The following is a 25,514-nucleotide window of genomic DNA, read 5'->3' on the forward strand; positions in this document are numbered from 1 at the left end:
CCGCCGGGCTCCGGTAAGGAGCGCAGGCATGGAGATCCTAGTCCGCCCCGTGATCGTGATCGGTGGCTCGGTGCTGCTCACGCTCGCCATCGGCTGGGCCACCGACCGGCTGCTGCGCAAGGCCGACGAACGCGACCACGACTCACCGCTGTGGGAGCTGCTGCGTCGCGGCCGCATCCCCTACCAGCTCGTGCTGTGCGCCGCCCTGCTGCGCGGGTCCTACGACCAGGCGAAGGTGCTGGAACGGCACCAGGTCGGCATCGGCCGGGCGCTGACGCTGGTGCTGATCGGCTCCGCCGCCTGGCTGGTGATCCGGATCGCCTCGGCGATCGTCGAGACCACCTACAGCCGCTACGCCCGCGCGCATCGGGATCCGGCCCGGGTACGCAGGGTGCGCACCCAGGTGGAGCTGATCATGCGGGTGGTGTCCGCGATCGTCATCGTCGTGGCGAGCGCCGCCATGCTGCTGACGTTCCCGGCGATGCGTACGGCCGGCGCCTCGCTGCTGGCCTCGGCCGGCGTCCTCGGCATCGTGGCCGGTGTCGCCGCCCAGTCGACTCTGTCCAACATGTTCGCCGGGCTGCAGATCGCCTTCGGGGACATGGTGCGCATCGGCGACACGGTGGTCGTGGACGGCGAGTGGGGCACGGTCGAGGAGATCACCCTGACCTTTCTGACGGTCCGGACCTGGGACGAGCGCCGGATCACCATGCCGGTGTCGTACTTCACCTCCACACCCTTCGAGAACTGGTCGCGGGGCACCCCGGAGATGACCGGCACCGTCTTCTGGCACCTGGATCACAGCGCGCCCATCGAGGCGATGCGCGCGAAACTGCGCGACATCCTGCGCGAGAGCCCCGCCTGGGACGGCCGCGCCTACGGCCTCGTGATGACGGACAGCACGCCCAACACCGTCCAGGTGCGGGCCCTGATGACCGCGAAGGACGCCGACGACATCTGGACGGTGCGGGTCACGGTCCGCGAGCAGATGATCGCCTGGCTGGCGGCGGAGCACCCCTACGCGCTCCCCCGCGTCAACACCTCCGAGGCGGTGCCGCGTCCCGCGGAGCCGGTCAATGGCCGCGCTCCGCGCCCCCGTTCACCTGGATGACCTGGGAGGTGACATGCCCGGCGCCGGGCGAGGCCAGCCAGTGCAGGGTCGCGGCCACGTCTCCCGGTATCCCGGCGCGGCCGGTCGAGGTCTCGGCGATGAGCTGCGCCCGCCGCTCCGGCGCCGGGCCGGCGCCGAAGAACTCGGTGTCCTCGATGTAACCGGGCGCGACCACGTTCACGGTGATGCCGTGCGGTCCCAGCTGCCGGGCCAGATCGTGTGCGTACGGGTGCAGCGCGGCCTTGGACGCCGCGTAGGCGCCGCTGCCCGAACCGCGGTAGGCGGCGATGGACGAGATGAACAGCACCCGCCCGCCCGGTTCGGCGAGCCGGTCCTTCAGGGCTTCGGTGAGCAGAGCGGCGGTCAGGGTATTGAGCCGGAAGTTGTCGGTCCAGGCGTGGGCCACCTGCTCCAGGGGGTCCTCGCCACCGGTCGGCGGATGCTGGCCCCCGGCGCCTCCGGCGCTGTGCACGAGCACGTCGACCGTGCCGAGTTCCCGGGCGACGAACTCTGCCACGCCCTGTACGTCCGCCGGCTCCGTCAGGTCGGCCGCATAGGTGAGGGAGCCGGGCACGGCGGCCTTCTCCAGCACCTCCGCGCGCCGCCCCAGCAACAGCACCCGGTCGCCGTCCGCCGCGAACGCCTGCGCCGTGGCCAGCCCGATGCCCGTACCGCCACCACTGATCACGATGTTGCGAGTCATGATCCGAGAGTAGGAGTGATCGGCCGAGGATGCCGGTATTTATCCACAGGTCCGCCATGTTCATATGACTTTTCATGCACAGGGCTCAGCTCACCGCAGACTGCGCACGTCGAGATGCCTGAGCACCCGGTCCACGATCTCCGGATCCGCCCCCGGCTCGCTGCGCGCCGCCAGGACCTCGTGGCGCGCCGCGCTCAGCATCTCGTTCTGGATGTTCCGGACCCGCTTCAGCCGCTTGGCCCGCTGGTGCTGCGCCTCCCGCCGCTCCTCCTCCCCCATGTCGGGGCTGATCCGGATCCCGATGTCGAAGGCGCGCCGCAGCATCTGCTCGGACAGGTCCTCGGGCAGGTCCTCCACCTGTTCGATCTCCCGCAGCCTGCGCTTGGCCGCCTTCGCGGCCCGTACCGCCAGCTCCTTCTCGAACTCCTTCTCCCGCTCGGAGTCGGCCTGCACCCCGAGCCACCGCACCAGTGACGGCAGTGTGAGCCCCTGCAGGACCAGCGTGACGATGATGACCCCGAAGGCGATGAAGACGATCTCGTCCCGGTCGGGGAACGGTGCGCCGGCGTCGGTCCGCAGCGGGATCGCCAGCGCCAGCGCCACCGAGGCCACCCCGCGCATCCCGGACCACCACATCACGACGGTCTCCCGCCAGCTGACCGGGATCTCCTCGTCGTAGTCCCGCCGCGCGTGCAGCCGTTTGGTCAGCCAGGTCGCGGGCAGCAGCCACACCAGCCGCACGACGATCACCACGCCCACGATCGCGGCGGCCCAGCCCAGCAGTTCGCCCCAGCGCCCCTCGGCCGTGCGGATGGCGTTGTGCAGTTCCAGGCCGATGAGTCCGAACGCGACGCCGGTGACCAGGGTGTCGATGATGTCCCAGAAGGTGTGCCCGGCCAGCCGGGTCATCACGTCGTCGGCGTCGGTGGCGTACTCGGCGAGGAACAGCGCGGTGGTGAGCACCGCGAGCACCCCCGAGCCGTGCAGCTTCTCGGCGAGCACATAGGAGGCGTACGGCACCAGCAGGGTCATGCCGATCTGCAGGGTGGGATCGCCCAGCAGGTCCATGAGCCTGTTCGCGCCCCAGCCGAGCACCAGGCCCACGGCCACCGCGACCACGCCGGACAACACGAGGTCCACCCCGGCCTGCCACACCGAGAACGAGCCGCTCACGACCGCGGCGACGGCCACGTGATACAGCACGATGGCGGTGACGTCGTTGAACAGCCCCTCGCCCTCCAGGATCGACACCAGGCGGCGCGGCAGCCCCAGCTGCCCGGCGACACTGGTCGCGGCGACCGGGTCGGGCGGCGCGATCAGCGCGCCGAGCGCGAAGGCGGCGGCGATCGGCAGCCCCGGCACGATCGTGCCGGCGACGAACGCCACGCACACCATCGTGACGAACACCAGCGCGACGGCCAGCAGCAGGATCGGGCGGACGTTGGCCGCGAACTGCCGCCAGGAGGTGCGCCGTACGGCGGCGTAGAGCAGCGGCGGGAGCAGCCCGGGCAGGATCAGCTCCGGCGGGATGTCCACGTTCGGCACGAAGTCGGCCACCGCGAGGGCCCCGCCGAACAGGGTCATCAGCACCGGCGCCGACACCCCGAACCGGTCCCCCACCGGGACGCTCACCAGGGCTCCGAGCAGCAGGACGAACAACAGAGCCAACTGATCCACGGCCGGCGCTCCGGGGGTCGACGGTCACACGGCAGGCCTCAAGCCTGCCATCCGACCCGCGGCGACGCCCGCCGCCGCGAGGCCCGGCGCAGGAGCGCGGCGCAGGACCTGCAGGGCCCGCCGCACAGGCCTACAGGGCGCGGCGCATCGCCCGGTGCGGTATGCCGGCGTCCGGGAACTCCGGGCCGTACGCCACGTAGCCGAGCCGCTCGTAGAAGCCCAGTGCGTGGGTCTGTGCGTGCAGGTCCACCGCGGTGAGGCCACGCGCGCGTGCCGCCTCCTCGATGGCCCGCACCAGAGCCACGCCGACACCCAGCCCACGGGCCTCGCGGGCGACGGCGAGCCGCCCCAGGGAGCCCACCGAGGTGTCCGCACCGGTCTTCGCCGCAGCGGCCTCACCGTGCAGCAGCCGTCCGGTGCCGAGGGGCACACCGTCCTCGCGGACCGCCAGGACGTGCACGGCGATCGCGTCGTAGGCGTCGTACTCGATGTCCTCGTCGACGCCCTGCTCGCGGACGAAGACCTCCTTGCGGACCGCGAAGCAGGCCTCGCGGTCGGCGGGGTCATCGGCGACCCGGACGGTGTACGGCGCGCTCACGCGTACGTTTCCTCACGGACCTGGTCGAGAGCCTTCTGCAGGTCCTCGGGATAGGCGCTCTCGAACTCCGCCCACTGGCCGTCCCCGGGGTGCTCGAAGCCGAGGCGCACCGCGTGCAGCCACTGGCGGGTCAGGCGCAGCCGCTTGGCGAGGGTGGGGTCGGCGCCGTAGGTGAGGTCGCCGACGCAGGGGTGGCGGTGGGCGGACATGTGGACGCGGATCTGGTGGGTGCGGCCGGTCTCCAGCTTCACGTCCAGCAGGGAGGCGGCGCGGAACGCCTCGATGAGGTCGTAGTGCGTCACCGAGGGCTTGCCGTCGGCCGTGACCGCCCACTTGTAGTCGTGGTTCGGGTGGCGGCCGATGGGCGCGTCGATCGTGCCGCTCGTCGGGTCCGGGTGGCCCTGGACCAGGGTGTGGTACCGCTTGTCGACCGTGCGCTCCTTGAACTGGCGCTTGAGCGAGGTGTACGCCCGCTCCGACTTGGCGACCACCATCAGGCCCGAGGTGCCGACGTCCAGGCGGTGCACGATGCCCTGGCGCTCGGCGGCGCCGGAGGTGGAGATCCGGTACCCGGCGGCGGCGAGGCCGCCGATCACGGTGGGGCCGCTCCAGCCCGGCGACGGATGCGCGGCCACGCCGACCGGCTTGACGATCACGACCACGTCCTCGTCGTCGTGCACGATCTCCATGCCCTCGACCGGCTCGGCGACCACCTGCACCGGCGCGGGCGCCTGCGGCATCTCGACCTCGAGCCAGGCGCCGCCGCGCACCCGCTCGGACTTGCCGACCACCGTGCCGTCGACCTGGACCTTGCCGGCCGCGGCCAGCTCCGCCGCCTTGGTGCGGGAGAAGCCGAACATGCGGGAGATGGCGGCGTCGACGCGCTCGCCCTCCAGGCCGTCGGGCACGGGCAGGGTGCGGATCTCGGGAATCGTGCTCACCCGTCGAGTATGCCGGACGGGTGGAACCGGCCCGCACGAGCCTGTGGAAAACCGCCCGTGGACGGCCCTGGCCTCAGTCCTTGTGGACCGTGCCGTCCGGGTCCAGGCCCCGGAAGGACAGCAGGACGATCAGGATGCCGCCGCACACGATGGCCGAGTCGGCCAGGTTGAACACCGCGAAGCCCTTGGGCGCGATGAAGTCCACGACCTTGCCCTCGAAGACGCCGGGCGAGCGGAAGATCCGGTCGGTGAGGTTGCCGAGGGCGCCGCCGAGCAGCAGGCCGAGCGCGATGGCCCAGGGGTAGCTGTAGAGCTTGCGGGCCAGGCGCATGATCACCACGATCACGGCCGCGGCGATCAGGGTGAAGATGATCGTGAAGGCCGCGCCGAAGCCGAAGGCCGCACCCGGGTTGCGGGTGGCGTTCAGCTCCAGCCAGTCCCCGACGAGCCTGATCGGCTCGTGGCCCTCCAGCTTGGCGACCACGAGCAGCTTGCTGATCAGGTCGAGGGCGTACGCGAACGCGGCCACCGCGAACAGCAGGGCGATCCGGCGCCCACGGCTCCCCCGGGCCTCGGCCGGGGCCTGCTGCTCGCCCGCGCCGGACGCGGCGGCCGGGGTGGACGCGCCGGAGCCGGCGGGCGCTCCGGCCGCAGCCGTGTGCTCGCCGCCGTCGTCCGGGGTGTCCGGCGTACCGATGATGCGCTCCGCCTTTGCCACGTGAGTCCCTCAACCTAGGTGCCTGACTGAGGACGAGACTACGGCACTGCCCCGCACACTCAGGAGCGGCGTTCCTGCTTCTGCTTGCACTCGACGCACAGCGTGGCCCTGGGGAAGGCCTGCATCCGGGCCTTGCCGATGGGGTCGCCGCAGTTCTCGCACAGGCCGTAGGTGCCCGCGTCCAGCCGCTCCAGGGCGTGCTCGTTCTGGATCAGCATCTCGCGCGCGTTGGCGGCGAGCGCCAGCTCGTGCTCGCGCGTGATGTTCTTGGTGCCGGTGTCGGCCTGGTCGTCCCCCGCACCGTCCCCGGAGTCCCGCATCAGGCCTGCGAGGGACACCTCGGAGGAGCTGATCTCGGCGCGCAGCCGCTCCACCTCCGACAGCAGTTCGGCACGGGCCTCGGCGACCTCTTCCGGAGTCCAGGGGTCCTCGCCGGGGCGGACCGCCAGCTCGCCGGGCTCCGCCGCGGCGACCCGCGCCTTGGGAACGGCGGTCTCCGTCGTGGCCGTGCCAGGAGTCTTCTTCGCAACCACTGTCGTGGCTCCCGTCTGCTTCGCGGCCCGCGCCGCGCCCGCCTTCTTGGCCCTGCTCGTGTCGGCCGCCTGCGTGGAGGCACCCTCCGCCCCCGCCTTCCTGCCGCCGGCCTTTCTGGCCGCCTTCTTGACGGCCGTCTGCGCCACCGCTCCCTTCGCCGCCGGCTTCTTTCCGCCGGTCTTCTCGGCCGACGCCTTCTTGGCGGCGGTCTTCTTGGCAACGGCCTTCCCGGCCGGTCCCTCCCCGGCGCCGGTCTGCTTACCGGCCGCCTTCCTGGCAGAACCAGCCGCCTTCTTGGCGGCCGTCTCCTTGGCCGTGGGCTTCTCGGCCGCCGTCTTCCGAGCGGCCGTCCTCCCGGTGGCCGTCTTCCGAGCGGCCGTCTTGCCGGTGGCCGTCTTCTTGACGACGGTCTCCTCCCCGGCCGTCATCGCCTTGCCCACGGGCTTCCCGGGAGCCTTCTCCGCGGCGGCCGGTGCCTTCGCGGCGGTCTTGCGCGCGGCCGTCCTCCCGGCGGCCGGCTCCTTCACGGCCGTCGCCCTCATCGCCGTCTTCCTCGCGGCCGGCTGCGCGTCCCTCCCGGCGGTCGGCCTCTTCGTGCCGTCCACTCCCTTGGTCTCGCCGCCGGAGACAGCCGCAGCGCCGGAGGCGGCCGCGCCCCCGTGTCTGCCGGTCGCCGGCTGCTGTACGGCGGTCCTTTTCGCCACCATGGCCGCGACCCCTTCACATATTGTGATGTTGCTCGCGAATCGTGCTGGGACGATAAATCGACTTGAGTCCCGCGGCAACGGGGCACACCGCCCGATTCGCCCGCCCGCACTCCCCCGAGCAGCGGGCCTGCATCCGTTGTGCCCAGCTCCCCGCCGGGTAATCCGCCGGGCCCCGCCTGCCCGGAACCGAACACCCGCACCCCTGGCCATTCGGGTCATCCCGGACCGTCGCGCGACCGCCGGCCGCACCGCGCGGAAAACCGGTCGGCCGCTGTCCGCGCGGCGCCGTACACTGGGCGGAGCGAAAAGCGTGGATGGGGACGAGTAGCGGCGTACGCAGCCCAGAGCGACCCGGGGACGGTGTGAGCCCGGGGGCGAGCGCGACGTGAAGATCACCCCGGAGCCGCCGGAAGAAAGCCTCAGCCATCCGGCCAGGGCGAGTAGAACCGGCTTCGCGACCCCAATGAGGGGGCTCACCGCCGCGTACGGCGCGACGGAGGGCCAAGGAGGGTGGTACCGCGGGAGCGCGCCGCACACGGCGTAGGCAGGATCGAAGGCTCTCGTCCCTCCGACGGAAGGCAGCAAGTCCGTTGGAGGATGCTCGCAGATGACAGCGCCGACGTACCGCCAGGTGCCCGCACAGGTCGACCTGCCCGCTCTTGAGCACGCCGTGCTCGACTTCTGGCGCGAGCAGAAGATCTTCGCCAAGAGCCTGGAGCAGTCCGGGGGCCGCCCGGAGTGGGTGTTCTACGAAGGCCCGCCCACCGCGAACGGCATGCCCGGCGCCCACCACATCGAGGCGCGCGTCTTCAAGGACGTCTTCCCGCGCTTCCGCACCATGCGCGGCTACCACGTGGCCCGCAAGGCCGGCTGGGACTGCCACGGCCTGCCGGTGGAACTGGCCGTCGAGAAGGAGCTCGGCTTCTCCGGCAAGCAGGACATCGAGGCGTACGGCATCGCCGAGTTCAACGCCAAGTGCCGTGAGTCGGTGACCCGGCACACCGACGCCTTCGCCGAGCTGACGACCCGCATGGGCTACTGGGTCGACCTGGACGACGCCTACCGGACCATGGACCCCGAGTACGTGGAGTCGGTCTGGTGGTCGCTGAAGGAGATCTTCGGCAAGGGCCTGCTGGTCCAGGACCACCGCGTCGCCCCCTGGTGCCCGCGCTGCGGCACCGGCCTGTCCGACCACGAACTGGCGCAGGGCTACGAGACGGTCGTCGACCCGTCCGTGTACGTCCGTTTCCCGCTCACCTCCGGTCCGCTCGCCGGCGAGGCCGCGCTCCTGGTGTGGACGACGACCCCCTGGACCCTGGTGTCCAACACGGCGGTCGCCGCGCACCCCGAGGTCACCTACGTCGTCGCCACCAACGGCGAGGAGAAGCTCGTCGTCGCCGAGCCGCTGCTCGCCAAGGCGCTCGGCGAGGGCTGGGAGAGCACGGGCCAGACCTTCACCGGCGCCGAGATGGAGCGCTGGAACTACCAACGTCCGTTCGAGCTCGTGGAGTTCCCGGAGCCGGCCCACTACGTGGTGAACGCCGACTACGTGACCACCGAGGACGGCACGGGTCTGGTCCACCAGTCCCCCGCCTTCGGTGAGGACGACCTCAAGGTCTGCCGTTCCTACGGCCTGCCCGTCGTGAACCCGGTCCGCCCGGACGGCACCTTCGAGGAGGATGTCCCGCTGGTCGGCGGCGTCTTCTTCAAGAAGGCGGACGAAAAGCTCACCGAGGACCTGAAGCAGCGCGGCCTGCTCTTCAAGCACGTCGCGTACGAGCACAGCTACCCGCACTGCTGGCGCTGCCACACCGCGCTGCTCTACTACGCGCAGCCCTCCTGGTACATCCGCACGACGGCGATCAAGGACCGCCTCATCCAGGAGAACGAGAAGACCAACTGGTTCCCGGACACGGTCAAGCACGGCCGGTACGGCGACTGGCTGAACAACAACATCGACTGGGCGCTGTCCCGCAACCGCTACTGGGGCACCCCGCTGCCGATCTGGCGCTGCGAGGACGACCACCTCACGGTCGTCGGCTCCCGCGCGGAGCTGACCGAGCTGACCGGCACCGACCAGTCGAACCTGGACCCGCACCGCCCGTACATCGACGAGGTCACCTTCGCCTGCCGTCACGACGGCTGCGGCAAGACGGCCACGCGCGTGCCGGAGGTCATCGACGCCTGGTACGACTCGGGTTCGATGCCGTTCGCGCAGTGGGGCTACCCGTACAAGAACAAGGAGCTGTTCGAGAGCCGCTACCCGGCGCAGTTCATCTCCGAGGCGATCGACCAGACCCGCGGCTGGTTCTACACGCTGATGGCCGTCGGCACGCTGGTCTTCGACAAGTCGTCGTACGAGAACGTCGTGTGCCTCGGCCACATCCTCGCCGAGGACGGCCGCAAGATGTCCAAGCACCTGGGCAACATCCTGCAGCCGATCCCGCTCATGGACCAGCACGGCGCGGACGCGGTGCGCTGGTTCATGGCGGCCGGCGGCTCTCCGTGGGCGGCCCGCCGCGTCGGCCACGGCACCATCCAGGAGGTCGTCCGCAAGACCCTGCTGACGTACTGGAACACGGTCGCCTTCCAGGCGCTGTACGCCCGCACCTCCGAGTGGGCGCCCAGCACGGCCGACCCGGCGCCGGCCGAGCGCCCGCTGCTGGACCGCTGGCTGCTGTCCGAGCTGCACGCGCTCATCGACCAGGTGACCCAGGCGCTGGAGGCGTACGACACCCAGCGCGCCGGCAAGCTGCTGTCCGCGTTCGTGGACGACCTGTCCAACTGGTACGTCCGCCGTTCGCGCCGCCGCTTCTGGCAGGGCGACAAGGCCGCGCTGCGCACGCTGCACGAGGTGCTGGAGACCGTCACCAAGCTGATGGCGCCGATCACCCCGTTCATCACCGAGCGGGTGTGGCAGGACCTGATCGTGCCGGTGACCCCGGGCACGCCGGAGTCCGTGCACCTGGCCTCCTGGCCGGAGGCGGACCTGGCGGCGATCGACCCGGAGCTGTCGAAGCAGATGGTCCTGGTCCGCCGGCTGGTCGAGCTGGGCCGCGCCACGCGCGCGGAGTCGGGCGTCAAGACGCGTCAGCCGCTGTCGCGTGCGCTGGTCGCGGCGGCCGGTTTCGAGTCCCTGGACCCCGAGCTGCACACGCAGATCACCGAGGAGCTGAACGTCTCCTCGCTGGCGTCGCTGTCCGAGGTCGGCGGCTCGCTGGTGGACACCACCGCCAAGGCCAACTTCCGCGCCCTGGGCAAGCGGTTCGGCAAGCGGGTGCAGGACGTGGCGAAGGCCGTCGCCGCGGCCGACGCCGCCGCGCTCTCCCTCGCCCTGCGCGAGGGCACGGCCTCGGTGGAGGTCGACGGTGAGACGGTGACCCTCGCTCCCGACGAGGTGATCATCACGGAGACCCCGCGCGAGGGCTGGTCGGTGGCGTCCGACGCCGGTGCCACGGTCGCCTTGGACCTGGAGATCACCGAGGAGCTGCGGCAGGCGGGCCTGGCCCGTGACGCGATCCGGCTGATCCAGGAGGCCCGCAAGAACAGCGGTCTGGATGTGGCCGACCGGATCGCCCTGCGCTGGGTGTCGACCGACCCCGCGGTGGTCGCCGCGCTGGCCGAGCACAGAGAGCTGATCGCCGAGGAGGTTCTGTCGACGGACTTCCAGCAGGGTGAGGGCGACGCCGGCTTCGGGGAGCCGTTCACCGACGAGGGGCTGTCCCTCACGTTCCGGCTGCGGAAGGCGTAAGCGCCGAGCGGTCCGAGAAGGGCCCGGTCTCCCGTGCGGAGGCCGGGCCCTTCCTCATGGGTCCAGGTGGAGGCCACCGCCCTCGCCCGTGCAGCGCAGGGCATCGATGCCCAGCAGTTGCGGCAGCGGCCCCTGTGGGGGCGTAGGGCGTCCTGCCGTTGCGCAGCCCGCATCGAGCCCCTCCGCAGCGCCACGTCCATGCGCTCCGCCTGCACCGGCAGCCCTGCCGTCGCAAGCTGCGTCCGGACCTCGCCCGCCCACACCTGCCGGCGGTGCAGCGTCCCGGCGTGCCGCTGACACCTCCGTCAACCCGCGTAAATAGGGCGGGCCCCGGGACCGAAGTCCAAGGGGCCCGCCCTATTGAGCGCTGCCGACGCCGTTGTCGTACTAGTGCCCGGTGCTCAGTTGTCGTCCTCATCGATCAGGAACCCGCGCATCGGCGAGGGTGCCTGACCCATCGGGGACGGGCCCTGCGGGCGGACCGGGGCCATGGGCTGGGTCATGGCCGGGGTCATCTGCTGCTGGCCGCCGTAGGACGGGGCGGACGGACCGGGGTTGCCGCCCATCGTCTGGTTGCCGCCGTAGGACGGGGCGCTCGCGCCGGCCGGAGCCATGGAGGGCGCCGGGGACGGCGGCAGCGACGCGGCGGCCGGGATGCGCGGCGGGGCCAGGGAGTCGTCGGCCTGGGTCTCCAGCTGGCGCAGCTGGGACTCGAGGTACGACTTCAGGCGCGTGCGGTACTCGCGCTCGAAGCCGCGCAGGTCCTCGACCTTGCGCTCCAGCGTGGCGCGGGCGGACTCCAGGGAGCCCATCGCGACGCGGTGCTTCTCCTGCGCGTCCCGCTCCAGGGCGTCGGCCTTGGCACGGGCGTCACGCTCCAGACCCTCGGCGCGGCTGCGGGCCTCGCCGACGATCTTGTTGGCCTCGGAGCGGGCCTCGGCGATCGCCTGGTCGGCGGTCTGCTGGGCCAGCGAGAGGACACGGGCGGCGCTGTCGCCACCGGGGCCCTGACCGGGGCCGCCCATCGGACCGCCCATGGGGCCGCCCATCGGGCCACCCATCTGCTGCATGGGCGGCTGGCCGCCCATCGGGCCCTGACCCATCGGACCCTGGCCCATCGGGCCGGGACCCTGCGGGCCGCCCTGACCGCCGGGACCGGCGGGCAGCTGCGGGGCGCCGCTCGGCAGCTGGGGCGGGCCACCCATGGGGCCGCCCATCTGCTGCTGCGGCGGGCCCGATATGCCGGCGGGCACCGGCGCGCCGGGACCTCGCATGCCCTGCTGCTGCGGGTGCTGCGGGTGCTGCGGGTGCTGCTGCGGGTGCGACTGCTGGTCCTGGTCCGGCGGGCCCTTGCGCATGTTCTGCTGGTTCTGCGCGGCCGCACGGGTGGCGGCGGCCAGCTTGGCGCGCAGGTCCTCGTTCTCGCGGAGCAGACGGGTCAGTTCGGCTTCGACCTCGTCGAGGAAGGCATCGACCTCGTCCTCGTCATAGCCTTCTCGGAGGCGGACGGTCGTGAACTGCTTGTTCCGCACGTCCTCGGGGGTCAACGGCATCTCTTCACCTCAACGTAGTCATCGGCAGTCGGCAAGACCGTATCGTCCACCCTCATCACATGAAGCTCCCCGTGATGGAGAGGAGGATGTAGACGATGATCATCAGTACGAAGAAGGACAGGTCTAGCGCCACGCCCCCGAGACGCAGCGGCGGGATGAACCGCCGCAGAAGCTTCAGCGGTGGATCGGTGACAGTGTAGGTGGCCTCCAGTACGACCACCATCGCCTTGCCGGGTTGCCACGAGCGGGCGAACTGGAACACGTAATCCATGACCAGCCGGAAGATGAGCACGGCGAGGAACACCAGCAGCGCGGTGTGGACCACCGTGACGAACACGCTCATGGCCTGCGCTTCCCTCTCCCCTGTTCCATGCTCTTCCGAGCCTCGATCCGGTTGTTGCGTCTCAGCTCTGGTTGAAGAACCCGCCCTCTGCGATGCGGGCCTTGTCCTCCGCCGTGACATCGACGTTAGCAGGCGACAACAGGAACACCTTCTGCGTCACCCGCTCGATGCTGCCGTGAAGACCAAACACCAAACCCGCCGCAAAGTCGACAAGTCGCTTCGCGTCTGTGTCATCCATCTCAGTCAGATTCATGATCACCGGGGTGCCCTCACGGAAGTGTTCCCCGATGGTACGGGCCTCGTTGTACGTCCGCGGGTGAAGCGTGGTGATCCGGTAAGGCTCTCGCTCGGACACAACCTTGGGCATGATCACCGGCGCGTTCTTCTCGAGGGACTGACGTTCTTGTGTGATGGACGCCACGGGCGCGATCCGCGCCGGACGTCCGGATTCCGCGGCGAGCGAAGTCGATCGGACCACCGGCTCGCGCGGCGCGGGCGGTTGCACGATTCGCACCTCTTCGTCCCTTTGGGACTGATGTGCACTGTGCGATTGATGTGACAATTCATGCCGTCGATGATCCCGTTCGGGTTCCGGGTCCAACTCGGGTTCGAAGTCGTCGTCGGGGTCGAATCCGCGGCCGTCGTACCCATCGTCCTCCACGAGGCCGAGGTAGACCGCCATCTTGCGCATCGCGCCGGCCATGCTCTGAGTCCTCCGCTCTGTGGTGGATCGGCTGACGACTGCCAAGTGCCCGCGATCCACGAGGTCGTTGCGCCCGCCTGGGCAGGCACTGACCATATTTTCTGCTGTGGTCCGACTTCTTGGCGACGTTACCCGAGCCTGGGGCGGACTCCGAGTACCGCAGTGCCAACGCGCACATGTGTCGCCCCGGCGGCCACGGCCTGTTCGAGGTCCGCACTCATCCCTGCCGACACCATGGTTGCAGCCGGATGGGCTCTGCGCAGGTCGGTCGACAAATCCATGAGGCGTTCAAACGCCGCCTGTTCGCGTCCCGCGTACTCGCCGGTGAGCGGGGCGACGGTCATCAGCCCGTCGAGCCGCAGCCCCGGCGCCTCGCCGATGAGATCGGCCAACTCTTCGATTCCGTACGGGGCGACGCCTCCGCGCTCGCCCCGGCCACTCTCCCCCGCGTCGAGCGCGACCTGGATGAGACACCCCACCTCGCGTCCCGCCCGCACGGCCTCCTTCGACAGAGCTGTGACGAGCTTGGAACGATCCACGGACTGCACGACATCGGCATAACCGACCACGGAACGCACCTTGTTGGTCTGCAACTGACCGACGAAATGCCATTTAAGCGGCAGATCCGTACACGCGGCGGCCTTCGGCGCCGCGTCCTGGTCACGGTTCTCGGCGACATGCCGCACACCGAGTTCCGACAGGATCCGCACATCGCTCGCCGGGTAGGTCTTGGTGACCACGATCAGGGTCACCTCCTCCCGCTTGCGCCCGGCCGCCACACACGCGGCGGTGATACGCTCCTCCACTTTCGCCAGATTCGCGGCGAGTTGGGTCTTACGGTCCGTCATGCCCTATCAGTCCAGCCAGACATAGCCCGCGAGCCGCCCGGTGGTGCGGTCACGGCGATACGAGAAGTGGTCGCCCGACTCCAGCGTGCACTCCGGCGACTGCGCCCGGTCGCACACCCCGAGCCGGTCCAGCTGCGCGTGCACCCCGGCGCTCACGTCGACCGCCGGCGTACCCCAGCTCGTTTCAGCGTGCGCCGCCGGCTCGACGGCCGCCACCTCGGCGCGCATCGCCTCCGGCACCTCGTAGCACCGCCCGCACACGGCCGGTCCGGTGCGGGCGACGATCCGGCCCGGCTCGGCGCCGAGTTCCGCCATGGCCCGTACGGCGGCCGGGACGACCCCCTTGACCATGCCGGGCCGGCCCGCGTGCGCCGCCGCGACGACCCCGGCGACGGGATCGGCCAGCAGCACCGGCACGCAGTCGGCGGTGAGCACGGCGAGGGCGAGTCCGCGGCGGGCGGTGACGATCGCGTCGACCTCGGGCACCGGCCGCTCTCCCCAGGGCTGGTCCACCGCGGCCACGTCGGCGCCGTGCACCTGGTTCATCCAGACGACCCGGTCCGGGTCGATGCCGAGCGACTTGGCCGCGATGTCCCGGTTGGCCCGTACGGCCTCCGGGTCGTCGCCCACCGCGCCGCCGAGGTTGAGCTCCTCATACGGAGCGGCGCTCACCCCGCCCCACCGGTCGGTGAAGGCGAAGTGGGCGCCGCTCACGCTCTCGCGCCGTCCTATCACTTCAGGAAGTCCGGGACGTCCAGCTCCTCGGCCGCGCTGTCCGCGTAGGAGGTCCGCGGCGCCGGGGTGACCGGCGGGGCGGCCGGGATGTCGGCCACCGGCTCGGGCGCCGGCGCCGGCTCCTCCTTGGGCTTGACGCTGCCCAGCGAGCCGAAGGACGGACGGCTGGGCTCGCTCGTCCGGGCCGCCGAGGGCTCCTCGCGGCGGGGGCCGGCCGAAGTCGAGGCCGAGCCGAGGACGTTGTCCCGGCGGGCCGGGGGCTGGCCCCCGTCGAAGCCGGCCGCGATCACGGTGACCCGGACCTCGTCGCCGAGGGCGTCGTCGATGACCGCGCCGAAGATGATGTTGGCCTCGGGGTGGGCGGCCTCGCTGACCAGCTGGGCCGCCTCGTTGATCTCGAACAGGCCGAGGTCGGAGCCGCCGGAGATGGAGAGCAGCACGCCGCGGGCGCCGTCGATGGACGCCTCCAGCAGCGGCGAGGAGATCGCCATCTCGGCCGCGGCCACCGCGCGGTCGTCGCCGCGGGCCGAGCCGATGCCCATGAGGGCCGAACCGGCCTCGGACATGACGGACTTCACATCGGCGAAGTCGAGGTTGATGAGGCCGGGGGTGGTGATGAGGTCGGTGATGCCCTGGACACCGGAGAGCAGGACCTGGTCGGCGGACTTGAAGGCGTCCAGGACCGAGACCTGGCGGTCCGAGATGGACAGCAGCCGGTCGTTGGGGATGACGATGAGGGTGTCGACCTCTTCGCGCAGCTCGGCGATGCCGTCCTCGGCCTGGTTCGCGCGGCGCCGTCCCTCGAAGGTGAACGGGCGCGTGACCACGCCGATGGTGAGGGCGCCCAGCGAGCGCGCGATGTTGGCCACGACGGGCGCGCCGCCGGTGCCGGTGCCGCCGCCTTCACCGGCCGTCACGAAGACCATGTCGGCCCCCTTGAGGACCTCCTCGATCTCCTCGCGGTGGTCCTCGGCGGCCTTGCGGCCGACGGCCGGGTTGGCTCCGGCGCCGAGTCCGCGGGTGAGTTCGCGGCCCACGTCGAGCTTGACGTCGGCGTCGCTCATCAACAGCGCCTGAGCGTCGGTGTTGATGGCGATGAACTCGACGCCCTTGAGACCGACCTCGATCATCCGGTTGATGGCATTGACACCACCGCCGCCGACACCGATGACCTTGATGACTGCGAGGTAGTTCTGCGGTGCTGCCACGTCGAAGGCCTCTCGCCTCGAATTACGTTGTCGCCGCCGGGCGGTGCCCCGCGCCGGGACGACGGATGCCGAATGGGACGGTCCGTAGCGCCGACCCGAACCCTAACCCTGAAGTTTAGGGTTACCAGTGTGTCTGTTCCCTAGAGTCTTCTGAACAGGACACTAAGTCGACAAGTGGCGCCCGTTCAACGAACACGCCGAACCTCCCGTTTTTCTTTTCACCCTATGTGATCAGCCGTAGCAGTGCCCAACCAGGGTGCTGGCCTGCGCCGATGCGCGTCAACTGCCCGATGACGCAGGGGCGGTGGGAACGCTGACGTCGAAGTGCCGCGCGTCGGCAGCTGCTTTCATGAGAGCTGCGAGGGTCCGTGCCTTGGCGCGGCCGTTCTCGCCGCTGCCCCACTCCACCGTGCGGCCGTCGGCCAACTCCAGCGAGATGTCGTCGTAGGAACGGACTTGGACGGTCCGGGTGTCCGTCGCGACGGCGGCCGGCAGATCCCCGGCGACCCGGACCGCCTCGCGCACCAGACGGCCGGTTCCGAAGCGGCGGAAGCTCGCGGCGCCGGAACCCGTGCGGGAAGCGGACAATTCCAGCATCGGAACGCCTTTCGGCGCCCCAGAAACCGTAGCGAATCGGACACCTTCGTCATCGACTTCGACGAAATCCCCGTTTTTTCGGACAAGTAGAACCGGAGTGCGCTCGGTCACTTTCAGCCCGATTCCATGGGGCCAGGAACGGACCACATCAACGGTGTCAATTCTGGGCAATTTCCGACGAAGTCGGGCTTCGATGCCATTGCCGTCGACGGAAATCATCGGCGCCCCGACCGGTACGGCCGCCGCGTCCCGCACCTCGGCGGGGGTCAGCACGCGCGTGCCGGACACCGAGACGTGCCGGACGCGCAGCCAGTTCGAGCCGTACAACACCCAGGTGCCACCGGCGCCGAGGAGCACGGCGAACGCGGCCAGAATGACGATCGTACGAAGGCGCGCTCTTGCGAGCCTGCGGACGAGCGGCGGGCCGTACGACTCCTGCCGGCGTTCACCGCGCTCGGCGGTGGAGGGTCCGGCCACGCGCGCTCCCTTTCTTGGCTCGGCTCACCTCCGGGGCGCGCCGCAGTGCTCATGTGCGGCCGCCGCCGCGTGGCGGTGCCGAGAGCCCTCTCGTGCTCAGCGCTGCGCGCCCCTTCGGCTCACTCGCCGATGCTAGTGGTGGCGCGAGGCGATCGCCTCGTACACCATGCCGACGAGCAGGTCGTCGGCGTCCCGGCGGCCGAACTCGCTTGCCGCGCGGGACATCTCGTACAGCCGGTGCGGGTCGGCGAGCACGGGCAGGACGTTCTGCTGCACCCACTCGGGCGTGAGTTCCGCGTCGTCGACGAGGAGTCCGCCGCCCGCCTTCACCACCGGCTGGGCGTTGAGTCGCTGTTCGCCGTTGCCGATGGGCAGCGGGACGTAGGCGGCCGGGAGTCCGACGGCGGAGAGTTCGGCGACGGTCATCGCGCCCGCGCGGCAGAGCATCATGTCGGCCGCGGCGTACGCGAGGTCCATCCGATCCAGGTAACTTACCGGGATATAGGGGGGCATTCCCGGCATCTGGTGTACCTGCGGCAGTTCGTTCTTCGGGCCGACCGCGTGCAGGATCTGGATGCCGGCCTGCTGGAGCCACGGCGCGACCTGCTGGACGACCTCGTTGAGGCGGCGGGCGCCCTGGGAGCCGCCGGAGACGAGCAGCGTGGGCAGGTTCGGGTCCAGGCCGAAGCGGTGGCGCGCCTCGGGACGGGCGGCCGCGCGGTCCAGGGTGGCGATGGAACGGCGCAGTGGGATGCCGATGTAGCGGGCGTCGCGCAGCTTGCTGTCGGGCGTGGAGACGGCGACCCGGGCCGCGTACCGCGAGCCGATCTTGTTGGCCAGGCCCGGGCGGGCGTTGGCCTCGTGGATCACGATGGGCACACCGAGGCGCTTGGCGGCCAGATAGCCGGGCAGGGCGACATAGCCCCCGAAACCGACCACGACGTCCGCCTTGGTGCGCTCCAGGATCTGCTCGGCGGCCTTGATGGTGCCGCGCAGCCGGCCCGGAACGGTGATCAGCTCGGGGGTCGGCTTACGGGGCAGCGGCACCGCCGGGATCAGCGCCAGCTCGTAGCCGCGCTCCGGGACGAGCCGGGTCTCCAGGCCTCGCTCCGTGCCCAGGGCCGTGATCCCCACGGTCGGGTCCTGCCTGCGCAGGGCGTCCGCGAGGGCGAGCGCGGGCTCGATGTGGCCGGCGGTCCCCCCACCGGCGAGTACGACATGCACCGAAATTCACCGCTCTCCGGACGAACGCGCCGCCGAGGCACGCCGTCGCATCGTGTTCCATCTCCGAGGCCCCCGCTCGGCACCGGAGCCTCCAGCCCGCTTTCTACCAAAGCGAGGTTGCCGCATCGCAAGCGCTGCCCGCGCAGCGGGCTCGTCGCGCGCGAAGGCGATCAGCAGCCCGATGGCGAACATGGTCGGCAGCAGGGCGGACCCTCCGTAGGAGAACAGCGGGAGAGGGACGCCGGCGATCGGCAGCAGGCCGAGCACCGCACCGATGTTGATCACTGCCTGGGCGGTGATCCAGGTGGTCACGCCTCCCGCGGCGTACCTCACGAAGGGGTCCTCCGTGCGTCCGGCCACGCGGATACCCGCATAGCCTAGAGCCGCGAACAGGGCGAGCACCGACAGCGTCCCCGCCAGGCCCAGTTCCTCACCGGTGACAGCGAAGATGAAGTCGGTGTGGGCCTCAGGGAGTTGGCCCCATTTTTCCACACTCGCACCGAGACCGGAACCGAAGAGTCCGCCGGAGGCGAGGGCGTAGATGCCGTGCGCGCCCTGCCAGCACATGTCGTTCGGGCCGGGGTCGGTGGCGGCGATGCAGCTGAGCCGGTTCAGCCGGTGCGGGCTGGACCAGATGGCGAGCGCGGCGAGCACCCCGGCGACGCTCAGCACCCCGGAGAACAGCCGGGTCGGCGCTCCGGCGAGCCACAGCAGCCCGAACAGGATCGCGGTCAGGATGATCGTCGTACCCATGTCGCCGCCGAGCATGATCAGCCCGAGCAGCAGGAAGGTGACCGGCACCAGCGGCACCAGCATGTGCTTCCACTGGGCCAGCAGCCTCTTCTCCTGCTTGCGGGCGATCAGGTCCGCGCCCCACAGCACCAGGGCCAGCTTGCCGAACTCGCTGGGCTGGATCTGGAAGGAGCCGCCGAGGGAGATCCAGTTCTGGTTGCCGTTGACCGCCATCCCTATCCCGGGGATCTGGACCAGGACCATCAGGAAGACGGCGGCGGCGAGGATCGGGTACGCCAGCGCCCGGTGCAGCTTCACCGGCATGCGGGAGGCCACGAACAGCAGTACGCCACCGATGACCGCGGCCAGGAACTGCTTGCGGAAGAAGTAGGACCCGGGCAGCGAGAGCTGCAGCGCGGTGATCTGGGAGGCCGAGTAGACCATCACCAGACCCAGCACCATGATCAGCAGGGTGCCGCCGAAGATCAGGTAGTAGGCGGTCAGCGGGCGGTCCCAGGCCTTGCGCGCGCGGACGTAGAGCCGCTGTACGGGGTTCTCGCGCGGCGTACGGAGTGCCGCGGGCCTTCTGGCGGCACGCTGCACCGGTGGACGGCCTGTACGGCTACCGGACATCACCAGCTCCTCGCACCCGCCGACCAAACCCGAGCCACATCCGCCTCACGTGTCCCTCCAAGGGTCCCGAAGCACCCCAGGTGGCCGAGACCCGCCGTCAGGCGCCCGCGCCGAGTTCGCGGACCGCCGCCGCGAACGCGTCACCGCGCTCGTTGTAGTTGGTGAACATGTCCATGGAGGCGCAGGCCGGGGCCAGCAGTACCGTGTCGCCGGGCCGAGCGAGCCGCTTGGCCTCCGTCACCGCCTGGAGCATCGCCCCAGTGTCGGTCCGGTCGAGCTCGACCACGGGTACTTCCGGGGCGTGTCGTGCGAGGGCGTCACGGATCAGCGCACGGTCGGCGCCGATCAGGACGGCACCGCGAAGCCGCTTGGCCGACTTGGCGACCAGTTCGTCGAAGGTCGCACCCTTCGCCAATCCGCCCGCAATCCATACGATCGACTCATATGCCGCCAACGAGGCTTCCGTGGCATGGGTGTTGGTCGCCTTGGAGTCGTCGATGTACGCGACCCCGTCGAGGTCGGCGACGTGCGCGATGCGGTGCGCGTCCGGGCGGAAGGCCCTCAGGCCGTCCCGTACGGCCTGGGCGGGCACGCCGAAGGCACGCGCGAGGGCCGCCGCGGCAAGGGCGTTGGCGATGTTGTGCGGGGCCGGCGGGTTGATGTCGGAGACCTCGGCCAGCTCTTGGGCGTTCTTCTGCCGGTTCTCCACGAAGGCGCGGTCGACCAGGATGCCGTCCACGACGCCGAGTTGGGAGGGCGCGGGGGTGCCGAGGGTGAAGCCGACGGCCCGGCAGCCCTCCTCGACGTCGGCCTCGCGCACCAGCTCCTCGGTGAGCTTGTCGGCCACGTTGTAGACGCAGGCGACCCGATTTCCTTCGTAGATACGGCCCTTGTCCTTGGCGTACGCCTCCATCGAGCCGTGCCAGTCGAGGTGGTCCGGGGCGAGGTTGAGGACGGTGGCCGAGTGGGCGCGCAGCGAGGGCGCCCAGTGCAGCTGGTAGCTGGACAGCTCCACGGCGAGGACGTCGTACTCCTCGTCCCCGAGCACGACGTCCAGCAGGGAGACGCCGATGTTGCCGACGGCGGCCGTGCGCAGGCCCGCGGCCCGCAGGATGGACGCGAGCATCTGCACGGTCGTGGTCTTGCCGTTGGTGCCCGTGACGGCCAGCCAGGGCGCCGCGCCGGGACCGCGCAGGCGCCAGGCCAGCTCCACGTCGCCCCAGACCGGCACTCCCCTTTCGGCCGCCGCCGCGAAGAGCGGCTTGTCGGGCTTCCAGCCGGGCGCGGTGACGATCAGCTCGGTGCCCTCCGGCAGGGTCGCCCCGTCGCCGAGGCGCACGGTGATGCCGAGCGCCCGAAGTCCGGCGGCCTGCTCACGCGCGCGTGCGTCGTCGCCGTCGTTGACGACCGTGACGATCGCCCCGCGCGCGTGCAGCACCTTGGCCGCCGGGACGCCGGAGACACCGAGCCCGGCGACGGTGACGTGCTTGCCCTGGAAGTCGAAGAGCTCCGAGGTGGAGATCACTTGTCCGCTGCCCATCCTGCGTAGAAGAGGCCAAGTCCGACGATCACACAGATGCCCTGGATGATCCAGAATCGGACCACCACCAGGACTTCGGACCAGCCCTTGAGTTCGAAGTGGTGCTGGAGTGGTGCCATCCGGAAGACGCGCTTGCCGGTGAGCCGGAAGGAGCCGACCTGGATGACGACCGACATGGTGATGAGGACGAACAGGCCGCCCATGATGGCCACCAGCAGCTCCGTGCGGGAGAGGATGGCCAGGCCCGTGAGCACACCGCCGAGGGCGAGCGAACCGGTGTCGCCCATGAAGATCTTCGCCGGCGAGGTGTTCCACCACAGGAAGCCCAGGCAGGCGCCCATCAGCGCGGAGGCGACGACGGCGAGGTCGAGCGGGTCGCGCACCTCGTAGCAGGCACCCGGATTGGTCAGGGTCGTCGCGTTGGCGCAGGACTCCTGGAACTGCCAGACGCCGATGAACGTGTAGGCGCCGAAGACGAGCACGGAGGCGCCGGTGGCCAGGCCGTCCAGACCGTCGGTGAGGTTCACGCCGTTCGACATCGCGAGGATCATGAACAGCGCCCAGACGACGAACAGCACCGGGCCGATCGTCCAGCCGAAGTCGGTGATGAAGGACAGCTTGGTGGAGGCCGGGGTGTTGCCGCGCGCGTCGGCGAACATCAGGGACAGCACCGCGAAGGCGATGCCGACGATCAGCTGGCCGGCCATCTTCGCCTTGGCCCGCAGACCCAGCGAACGCCGCTTGACGATCTTGATGTAGTCGTCGAGGAAGCCGACCAGGCCCATGCCGAACATCAGGCCGAGGACCAGCACCCCGGAGTAGGTGGGCGGGTAACCGGTGATGAGCTTGCTCAGGAAGTACGCCGCGATCGTCGCCAGGATGAAGGCGATACCGCCCATGGTCGGCGTACCGCGCTTGCTGGCGTGCTCACGCGGACCGTCGTCACGGATGTACTGGCCGTAGCCCTTGCGGGCCAGAAGCTTGATCAGCAGCGGCGTGCCGATCAGCGTCAGGAACAGGCCAATGACTCCTGAGAACAGGATCTGCTTCATCATCGGGCGGCAACCTCGCCCTCGGCACCGGTCTCGACGAGCGCCTGGGCAACGCTCTCCAGACCCACCGAACGGGACGCCTTCACGAGCACGACGTCCCCCGGGCGCAACTCGCTGCGCAACAGGTCGATCGCCGCCTGTGCGTCGGACACGTGCACCGACTCCTCACCCCACGAACCCTCGTTATATGCGCCCAGTTGCAGCCAGGAGGCCTCAATCCCCCCGACGGCGACGAGCTTGCTGACGTTGAGCCGGACGGCGAGCCGTCCGACGGCGTCGTGCTCGGCGAGCGCCTCGTCCCCCAGCTCGGCCATCTTGCCGAGCACCGCCCACGTGCGGCGCCCCTTGCCCATGGCCGCGAGCGCCCGAAGGGCGGCCCGCATGGACTCGGGGTTGGCGTTGTAGGCGTCGTTGACGATGGTCACGCCGTCCGGGCGCTCGGTGACCTCCATGCGCCAGCGGGAGAGGGAGCCCGCCTCGGAGAGCGCGGTGGCGATCTCTTCCGCGGACATGCCCAGCTCATGGGCGACGGCGGCCGCGGCGAGCGCGTTCGACACGTGATGCTCACCGTACAGGCGCATGGTCACATCGCATGCACCGGAGGGTGTGAGAAGCCTGAAGGAGGGCTGTCCGCTGTCCGTGAGTCGCACGTTCTCGGCGCGTACGTCCGCTTCGGCCGACTCTCCGAAAAGGACCACCTTCGCCTTGGTACGGGCGGCCATGGCACGGACCAGCGGGTCGTCGGCGTTGAGGATCGCGGCGCCGTCCTCGGGCAGGCCTTCGACGAGTTCGCCCTTGGCCTGGGCGATCTGCTCGCGGCCGCCGAACTCGCCGATGTGGGCGGTGCCGACGTTGAGGACCAGTCCGATCTTGGGGGGCGTGAGGTCGGTGAGGTAGCGGATGTGGCCGATGCCGCGGGCGCCCATCTCCAGCACGAGGAACCTCGTCTCCTCGGTGGCGGACAGGGCGGTCAGCGGCAGCCCGATCTCGTTGTTCAGCGAGCCGGGCGTGAACACCGTCGGCGCCTTGCGCTGGAGCACCTGCGCGATCAGGTCCTTGGTGCTGGTCTTGCCCGCCGAGCCGGTCAGGGCGACGAGGGTCGCGCCGAGCCGGCGTACGACGTGCCGGGCGAGGGCGCCGAGCGCGGTCTGGACGTCGTCGACGACGATCGCGGGCACACCGACCGGGCGCGACGCCAGTACGGCGACCGCGCCCGCCTCGATCACCTGCGGTGCGTAGTCGTGGCCGTCCACGCGTTCACCGACGAACGCGGCGAACAGGCTGCCGGGGAGCACCTCGCGGGAGTCCCGGACGACCGGTCCCGTGACCTCGACGGACGGATCCGGTATGTCGTGCGTCTGCCCGCCGACGACTGCTGCGATCTCGGCGAGGGAGAGGGCGATCACAAGTTCATCCCCTGGGTCTTCTGGATTTTCATCCCTGGGTTTTCTGGATGGCTTCGCGGAGCACCTGGCGGTCGTCGAAGGGACGGACCACGCCGGCGATGTCCTGGCCCTGCTCGTGCCCCTTGCCCGCGACCAGCACGGTGTCGCCGGCCTGGGCGCGGCCCACGGCGGCGGCGATCGCGGCGGCCCGGTCCTCGAACAGGAGCACCTCGCCACGCTCGTGCGCGGGCACGGAGGCGGCGCCCTGGAGCATGGTCGCGAGGATCGCGAGGGGGTCCTCGGAGCGGGGGTTGTCGGAGGTCAGTACGGCGGTGTCGGCGAGCCGGGCCGCGGCGGCGCCCATCGGGGCGCGCTTGGTCTGGTCGCGGTCGCCGCCGCAGCCGAGCACGATGTGCAGCCGGCCCTTGGTGACCTTCCGCAGCGCCTTGAGCACGGACTCGACGGCGTCGGTCTTGTGGGCGTAGTCCACGACCGCGAGGTAGGGCTGCCCGGCGTCCACCCGCTCCAGCCGGCCGGGGACCCCCGGGACGGCGGCGATGCCGTCGGCCGCGGTCTGCGGGTCGAGCCCGGCGGCAGCGAGGGCGACGATGGCGGCGAGGGTGTTCGCCACGTTGAAGGGGCCGGGGATCGGCGACTTGGCGTGGATCCGCTCGCCGTTCGGGCCGAGGACGGTGAACGTCGAGTTCATGGGACCGACCTGGACGTCCTCGGCGCGCCAGTCGGCGTCGGAGTGGCCCTCGGCGGAGAAGGTGACGACGGGGACCGTGGCCTCCTCGGCCAGCCGGCGGCCGTACGCGTCGTCGGCGTTGATCACGCCGAGTCTGCTGCGTTCCGGCGTGAACAGCTGCGCCTTGGCCCGGAAGTAGTCCTCCATGTCGGAGTGGAACTCCATGTGTTCCGGGCTGAGGTTGGTGAACACGGCGATGTCGAAGACACAGCCGTCCACCCGGCCGAGGACCAGGGCGTGGCTGGAGACCTCCATGGCGACCGCCTCGACGCCCCCTTCGCGCATGACGGCGAAGAGGGCCTGGAGGTCGGTGGCTTCGGGAGTGGTGCGCTCCGACTTGATGCGCTCGTCGCCGATGCGGATCTCCACCGTGCCGATGAGGCCGGCGGGGCGGGACGCGTCCAGGCCGCCTTTGACGAGATAGGCGGTGGTGGTCTTGCCGGAGGTGCCGGTGATGCCGATCTGGAGCAGGTCGCGGCCCGGGTGGCGGTAGATCGTCGCCGCCAGCTCGCCCATCCGGGCGCGCGGGTCCTCGACGACCAGGACGGGCAGTCCGGTCGCCGCGGCGCGCTCGGCGCCCGCGGGGTCGGTCAGCACGGCGACGGCGCCCAGGCTCGCGGCCTGGGTGACGAAGTCGGCGCCGTGCAGCCGGGCGCCCGGGAGGGCGGCGTACAGGTCGCCGGGGCGGACGGCGCGCGAGTCGTGGGTGATGCCCTTGACCTCGGCGGCGCCCTCCGGCGCGGTGACACCCAGCTGGTCGGCGAGCTCCGCGAGGGGTGTGGCGGGAAGCAGCGTCGGCCTGGGCAGTCCCGGATATGTCACGGGTTGGCCCTTCTGGGTGATTTGGGACTGATCAGCGTGTGGCACGGCGGTGAGCGTACCGGGCGTACCCGCTCCGGAGCGAAGTGAGGGGTTGTCGTCCCCTTGGTTCCCGGCATCGGGGGTGATCGTCGTCACGGGCTCGTTCCTGGTGTTTCGGTTGCTGATCAGGGCGTG

21 protein-coding genes are annotated in these 25,514 nt (G+C 70.6%); 2 read left to right on the top strand and 19 right to left on the bottom strand.

Features of this window, described 5'->3' with window-relative positions; genetic code table 11:
* Positions 1-28 precede the first annotated feature (28 nt).
* Positions 29-1,111 carry a mechanosensitive ion channel family protein gene (locus ACIBJF_RS04055; protein ID WP_399172097.1) on the top strand — a complete coding sequence of 361 codons (1,083 nt, stop codon included), beginning with the start codon at positions 29-31 and terminating at the stop codon, positions 1,109-1,111.
* On the opposite strand, the gene ACIBJF_RS04060 is transcribed toward ACIBJF_RS04055, so the two are convergent.
* The 6 genes from ACIBJF_RS04060 to ACIBJF_RS04085 all read right to left on the bottom strand — a co-directional run bounded on the left by ACIBJF_RS04060 (position 1,074) and on the right by ACIBJF_RS04085 (position 6,989).
* Positions 1,074-1,814 (bottom strand): SDR family NAD(P)-dependent oxidoreductase, encoded by a 741-nt coding sequence (locus ACIBJF_RS04060; RefSeq protein ID WP_399172098.1) that lies wholly within the window; start codon positions 1,812-1,814, stop codon positions 1,074-1,076. The genes ACIBJF_RS04055 and ACIBJF_RS04060 overlap by 38 nt on opposite strands.
* A 90-nt stretch (positions 1,815-1,904) precedes the next feature.
* On the bottom strand, positions 1,905-3,491 hold the full coding sequence (locus ACIBJF_RS04065) for a Na+/H+ antiporter (RefSeq protein WP_399172099.1): 1,587 nt from the start codon (positions 3,489-3,491) through the stop codon (positions 1,905-1,907).
* Between the two features lie 130 nt (positions 3,492-3,621).
* A complete protein-coding gene (locus ACIBJF_RS04070) occupies positions 3,622-4,089 on the bottom strand; it encodes a GNAT family N-acetyltransferase (protein ID WP_399172100.1) in 468 nt (155 codons plus the stop codon).
* Complete coding sequence (locus ACIBJF_RS04075; protein WP_351800440.1) at positions 4,086-5,030, bottom strand: RluA family pseudouridine synthase; 945 nt, start codon at positions 5,028-5,030, stop codon at positions 4,086-4,088. The genes ACIBJF_RS04070 and ACIBJF_RS04075 overlap by 4 nt, the downstream gene beginning before the upstream one ends.
* 73 nt (positions 5,031-5,103) lie before the next feature.
* Positions 5,104-5,748: a signal peptidase II gene (gene lspA / locus ACIBJF_RS04080; protein ID WP_399172101.1), complete on the bottom strand. Its 645-nt coding sequence runs from the start codon at positions 5,746-5,748 to the stop codon at positions 5,104-5,106.
* Positions 5,749-5,807: 59 nt separating this feature from the next.
* Positions 5,808-6,989, bottom strand: a complete 1,182-nt coding sequence (locus ACIBJF_RS04085; protein WP_399172102.1) for a TraR/DksA C4-type zinc finger protein — start codon at positions 6,987-6,989, stop codon at positions 5,808-5,810.
* Between the two features lie 607 nt (positions 6,990-7,596).
* Between ACIBJF_RS04085 and ileS the strand changes: the two genes are divergently transcribed.
* Positions 7,597-10,740 (top strand): isoleucine--tRNA ligase, encoded by a 3,144-nt coding sequence (gene ileS, locus ACIBJF_RS04090; protein ID WP_399172103.1) that lies wholly within the window; start codon positions 7,597-7,599, stop codon positions 10,738-10,740.
* A gap of 401 nt (positions 10,741-11,141) precedes the next feature.
* Here ileS and ACIBJF_RS04095 read toward each other — a convergent pair whose 3' ends face one another.
* The 13 genes from ACIBJF_RS04095 to ACIBJF_RS04155 all read right to left on the bottom strand — a co-directional run bounded on the left by ACIBJF_RS04095 (position 11,142) and on the right by ACIBJF_RS04155 (position 25,475).
* Positions 11,142-12,293, bottom strand: coding sequence for a DivIVA domain-containing protein (locus ACIBJF_RS04095; RefSeq protein WP_399172104.1), 1,152 nt, complete (start codon positions 12,291-12,293; stop codon positions 11,142-11,144).
* Between the two features lie 55 nt (positions 12,294-12,348).
* Positions 12,349-12,636 (bottom strand): YggT family protein, encoded by a 288-nt coding sequence (locus ACIBJF_RS04100; RefSeq protein WP_055707297.1) that lies wholly within the window; start codon positions 12,634-12,636, stop codon positions 12,349-12,351.
* A 61-nt stretch (positions 12,637-12,697) separates the two neighbouring features.
* The gene (locus tag ACIBJF_RS04105; RefSeq protein ID WP_399172105.1) at positions 12,698-13,339 is read right to left on the bottom strand and encodes a cell division protein SepF; all 642 of its coding nucleotides are present in this window, start codon (positions 13,337-13,339) and stop codon (positions 12,698-12,700) included.
* Positions 13,340-13,467: 128 nt separating this feature from the next.
* On the bottom strand, positions 13,468-14,187 hold the full coding sequence (locus ACIBJF_RS04110) for a YggS family pyridoxal phosphate-dependent enzyme (protein WP_399172106.1): 720 nt from the start codon (positions 14,185-14,187) through the stop codon (positions 13,468-13,470).
* Between the two features lie 6 nt (positions 14,188-14,193).
* Positions 14,194-14,922, bottom strand: a complete 729-nt coding sequence (gene pgeF, locus ACIBJF_RS04115; RefSeq protein WP_399172107.1) for a peptidoglycan editing factor PgeF — start codon at positions 14,920-14,922, stop codon at positions 14,194-14,196.
* Complete coding sequence (ftsZ, locus tag ACIBJF_RS04120) at positions 14,919-16,130, bottom strand: cell division protein FtsZ (protein WP_399172108.1); 1,212 nt, start codon at positions 16,128-16,130, stop codon at positions 14,919-14,921. The genes pgeF and ftsZ overlap by 4 nt, the downstream gene beginning before the upstream one ends.
* 279 nt (positions 16,131-16,409) lie before the next feature.
* Positions 16,410-17,204, bottom strand: a complete 795-nt coding sequence (locus ACIBJF_RS04125; protein ID WP_399172109.1) for a cell division protein FtsQ/DivIB — start codon at positions 17,202-17,204, stop codon at positions 16,410-16,412.
* A gap of 132 nt (positions 17,205-17,336) precedes the next feature.
* Complete coding sequence (gene murG, locus ACIBJF_RS04130; protein WP_351800410.1) at positions 17,337-18,428, bottom strand: undecaprenyldiphospho-muramoylpentapeptide beta-N-acetylglucosaminyltransferase; 1,092 nt, start codon at positions 18,426-18,428, stop codon at positions 17,337-17,339.
* Between the two features lie 6 nt (positions 18,429-18,434).
* Positions 18,435-19,793, bottom strand: coding sequence for a putative lipid II flippase FtsW (gene ftsW / locus ACIBJF_RS04135; RefSeq protein ID WP_399172110.1), 1,359 nt, complete (start codon positions 19,791-19,793; stop codon positions 18,435-18,437).
* A 97-nt stretch (positions 19,794-19,890) separates the two neighbouring features.
* Complete coding sequence (murD, locus tag ACIBJF_RS04140) at positions 19,891-21,333, bottom strand: UDP-N-acetylmuramoyl-L-alanine--D-glutamate ligase (RefSeq protein ID WP_399172111.1); 1,443 nt, start codon at positions 21,331-21,333, stop codon at positions 19,891-19,893.
* The gene (gene mraY, locus ACIBJF_RS04145; RefSeq protein ID WP_351801111.1) at positions 21,315-22,385 is read right to left on the bottom strand and encodes a phospho-N-acetylmuramoyl-pentapeptide-transferase; all 1,071 of its coding nucleotides are present in this window, start codon (positions 22,383-22,385) and stop codon (positions 21,315-21,317) included. Before mraY ends, murD begins: the two co-directional genes overlap by 19 nt.
* The gene (gene murF / locus ACIBJF_RS04150) at positions 22,385-23,791 is read right to left on the bottom strand and encodes a UDP-N-acetylmuramoyl-tripeptide--D-alanyl-D-alanine ligase (protein ID WP_399172113.1); all 1,407 of its coding nucleotides are present in this window, start codon (positions 23,789-23,791) and stop codon (positions 22,385-22,387) included. Before murF ends, mraY begins: the two co-directional genes overlap by 1 nt.
* Before the next feature lie 28 nt (positions 23,792-23,819).
* Complete coding sequence (locus ACIBJF_RS04155; protein WP_399172114.1) at positions 23,820-25,475, bottom strand: UDP-N-acetylmuramoyl-L-alanyl-D-glutamate--2,6-diaminopimelate ligase; 1,656 nt, start codon at positions 25,473-25,475, stop codon at positions 23,820-23,822.
* Between the last annotated feature and the right edge of the window lie 39 nt (positions 25,476-25,514).

Origin of the sequence: Streptomyces sp. NPDC050743 (assembly GCF_044456925.1) — a bacterium.
Classification (GTDB): Bacteria; Actinomycetota; Actinomycetes; order Streptomycetales; family Streptomycetaceae; genus Streptomyces.

Bases quoted from the DNA above. Each gene is read 5' to 3' on its own strand.
- ACIBJF_RS04055 (WP_399172097.1), top strand. From the start codon at position 29: ATGGAGATCCTAGTCCGCCCCGTGATCGTGATCGGTGGCTCGGTGCTG.
- ACIBJF_RS04060 (WP_399172098.1), bottom strand. From the start codon at position 1,814: ATGACTCGCAACATCGTGATCAGTGGTGGCGGTACGGGCATCGGGCTG.
- ACIBJF_RS04085 (WP_399172102.1), bottom strand. From the start codon at position 6,989: ATGGTGGCGAAAAGGACCGCCGTACAGCAGCCGGCGACCGGCAGACAC.
- ileS (WP_399172103.1), top strand. From the start codon at position 7,597: ATGACAGCGCCGACGTACCGCCAGGTGCCCGCACAGGTCGACCTGCCC.
- ACIBJF_RS04095 (WP_399172104.1), bottom strand. From the start codon at position 12,293: ATGCCGTTGACCCCCGAGGACGTGCGGAACAAGCAGTTCACGACCGTC.
- ACIBJF_RS04100 (WP_055707297.1), bottom strand. From the start codon at position 12,636: ATGAGCGTGTTCGTCACGGTGGTCCACACCGCGCTGCTGGTGTTCCTC.
- ACIBJF_RS04105 (WP_399172105.1), bottom strand. From the start codon at position 13,339: ATGGCCGGCGCGATGCGCAAGATGGCGGTCTACCTCGGCCTCGTGGAG.
- ACIBJF_RS04110 (WP_399172106.1), bottom strand. From the start codon at position 14,187: ATGACGGACCGTAAGACCCAACTCGCCGCGAATCTGGCGAAAGTGGAG.
- ftsW (WP_399172110.1), bottom strand. From the start codon at position 19,793: ATGTCCGGTAGCCGTACAGGCCGTCCACCGGTGCAGCGTGCCGCCAGA.
- murD (WP_399172111.1), bottom strand. From the start codon at position 21,333: ATGGGCAGCGGACAAGTGATCTCCACCTCGGAGCTCTTCGACTTCCAG.
- mraY (WP_351801111.1), bottom strand. From the start codon at position 22,385: ATGAAGCAGATCCTGTTCTCAGGAGTCATTGGCCTGTTCCTGACGCTG.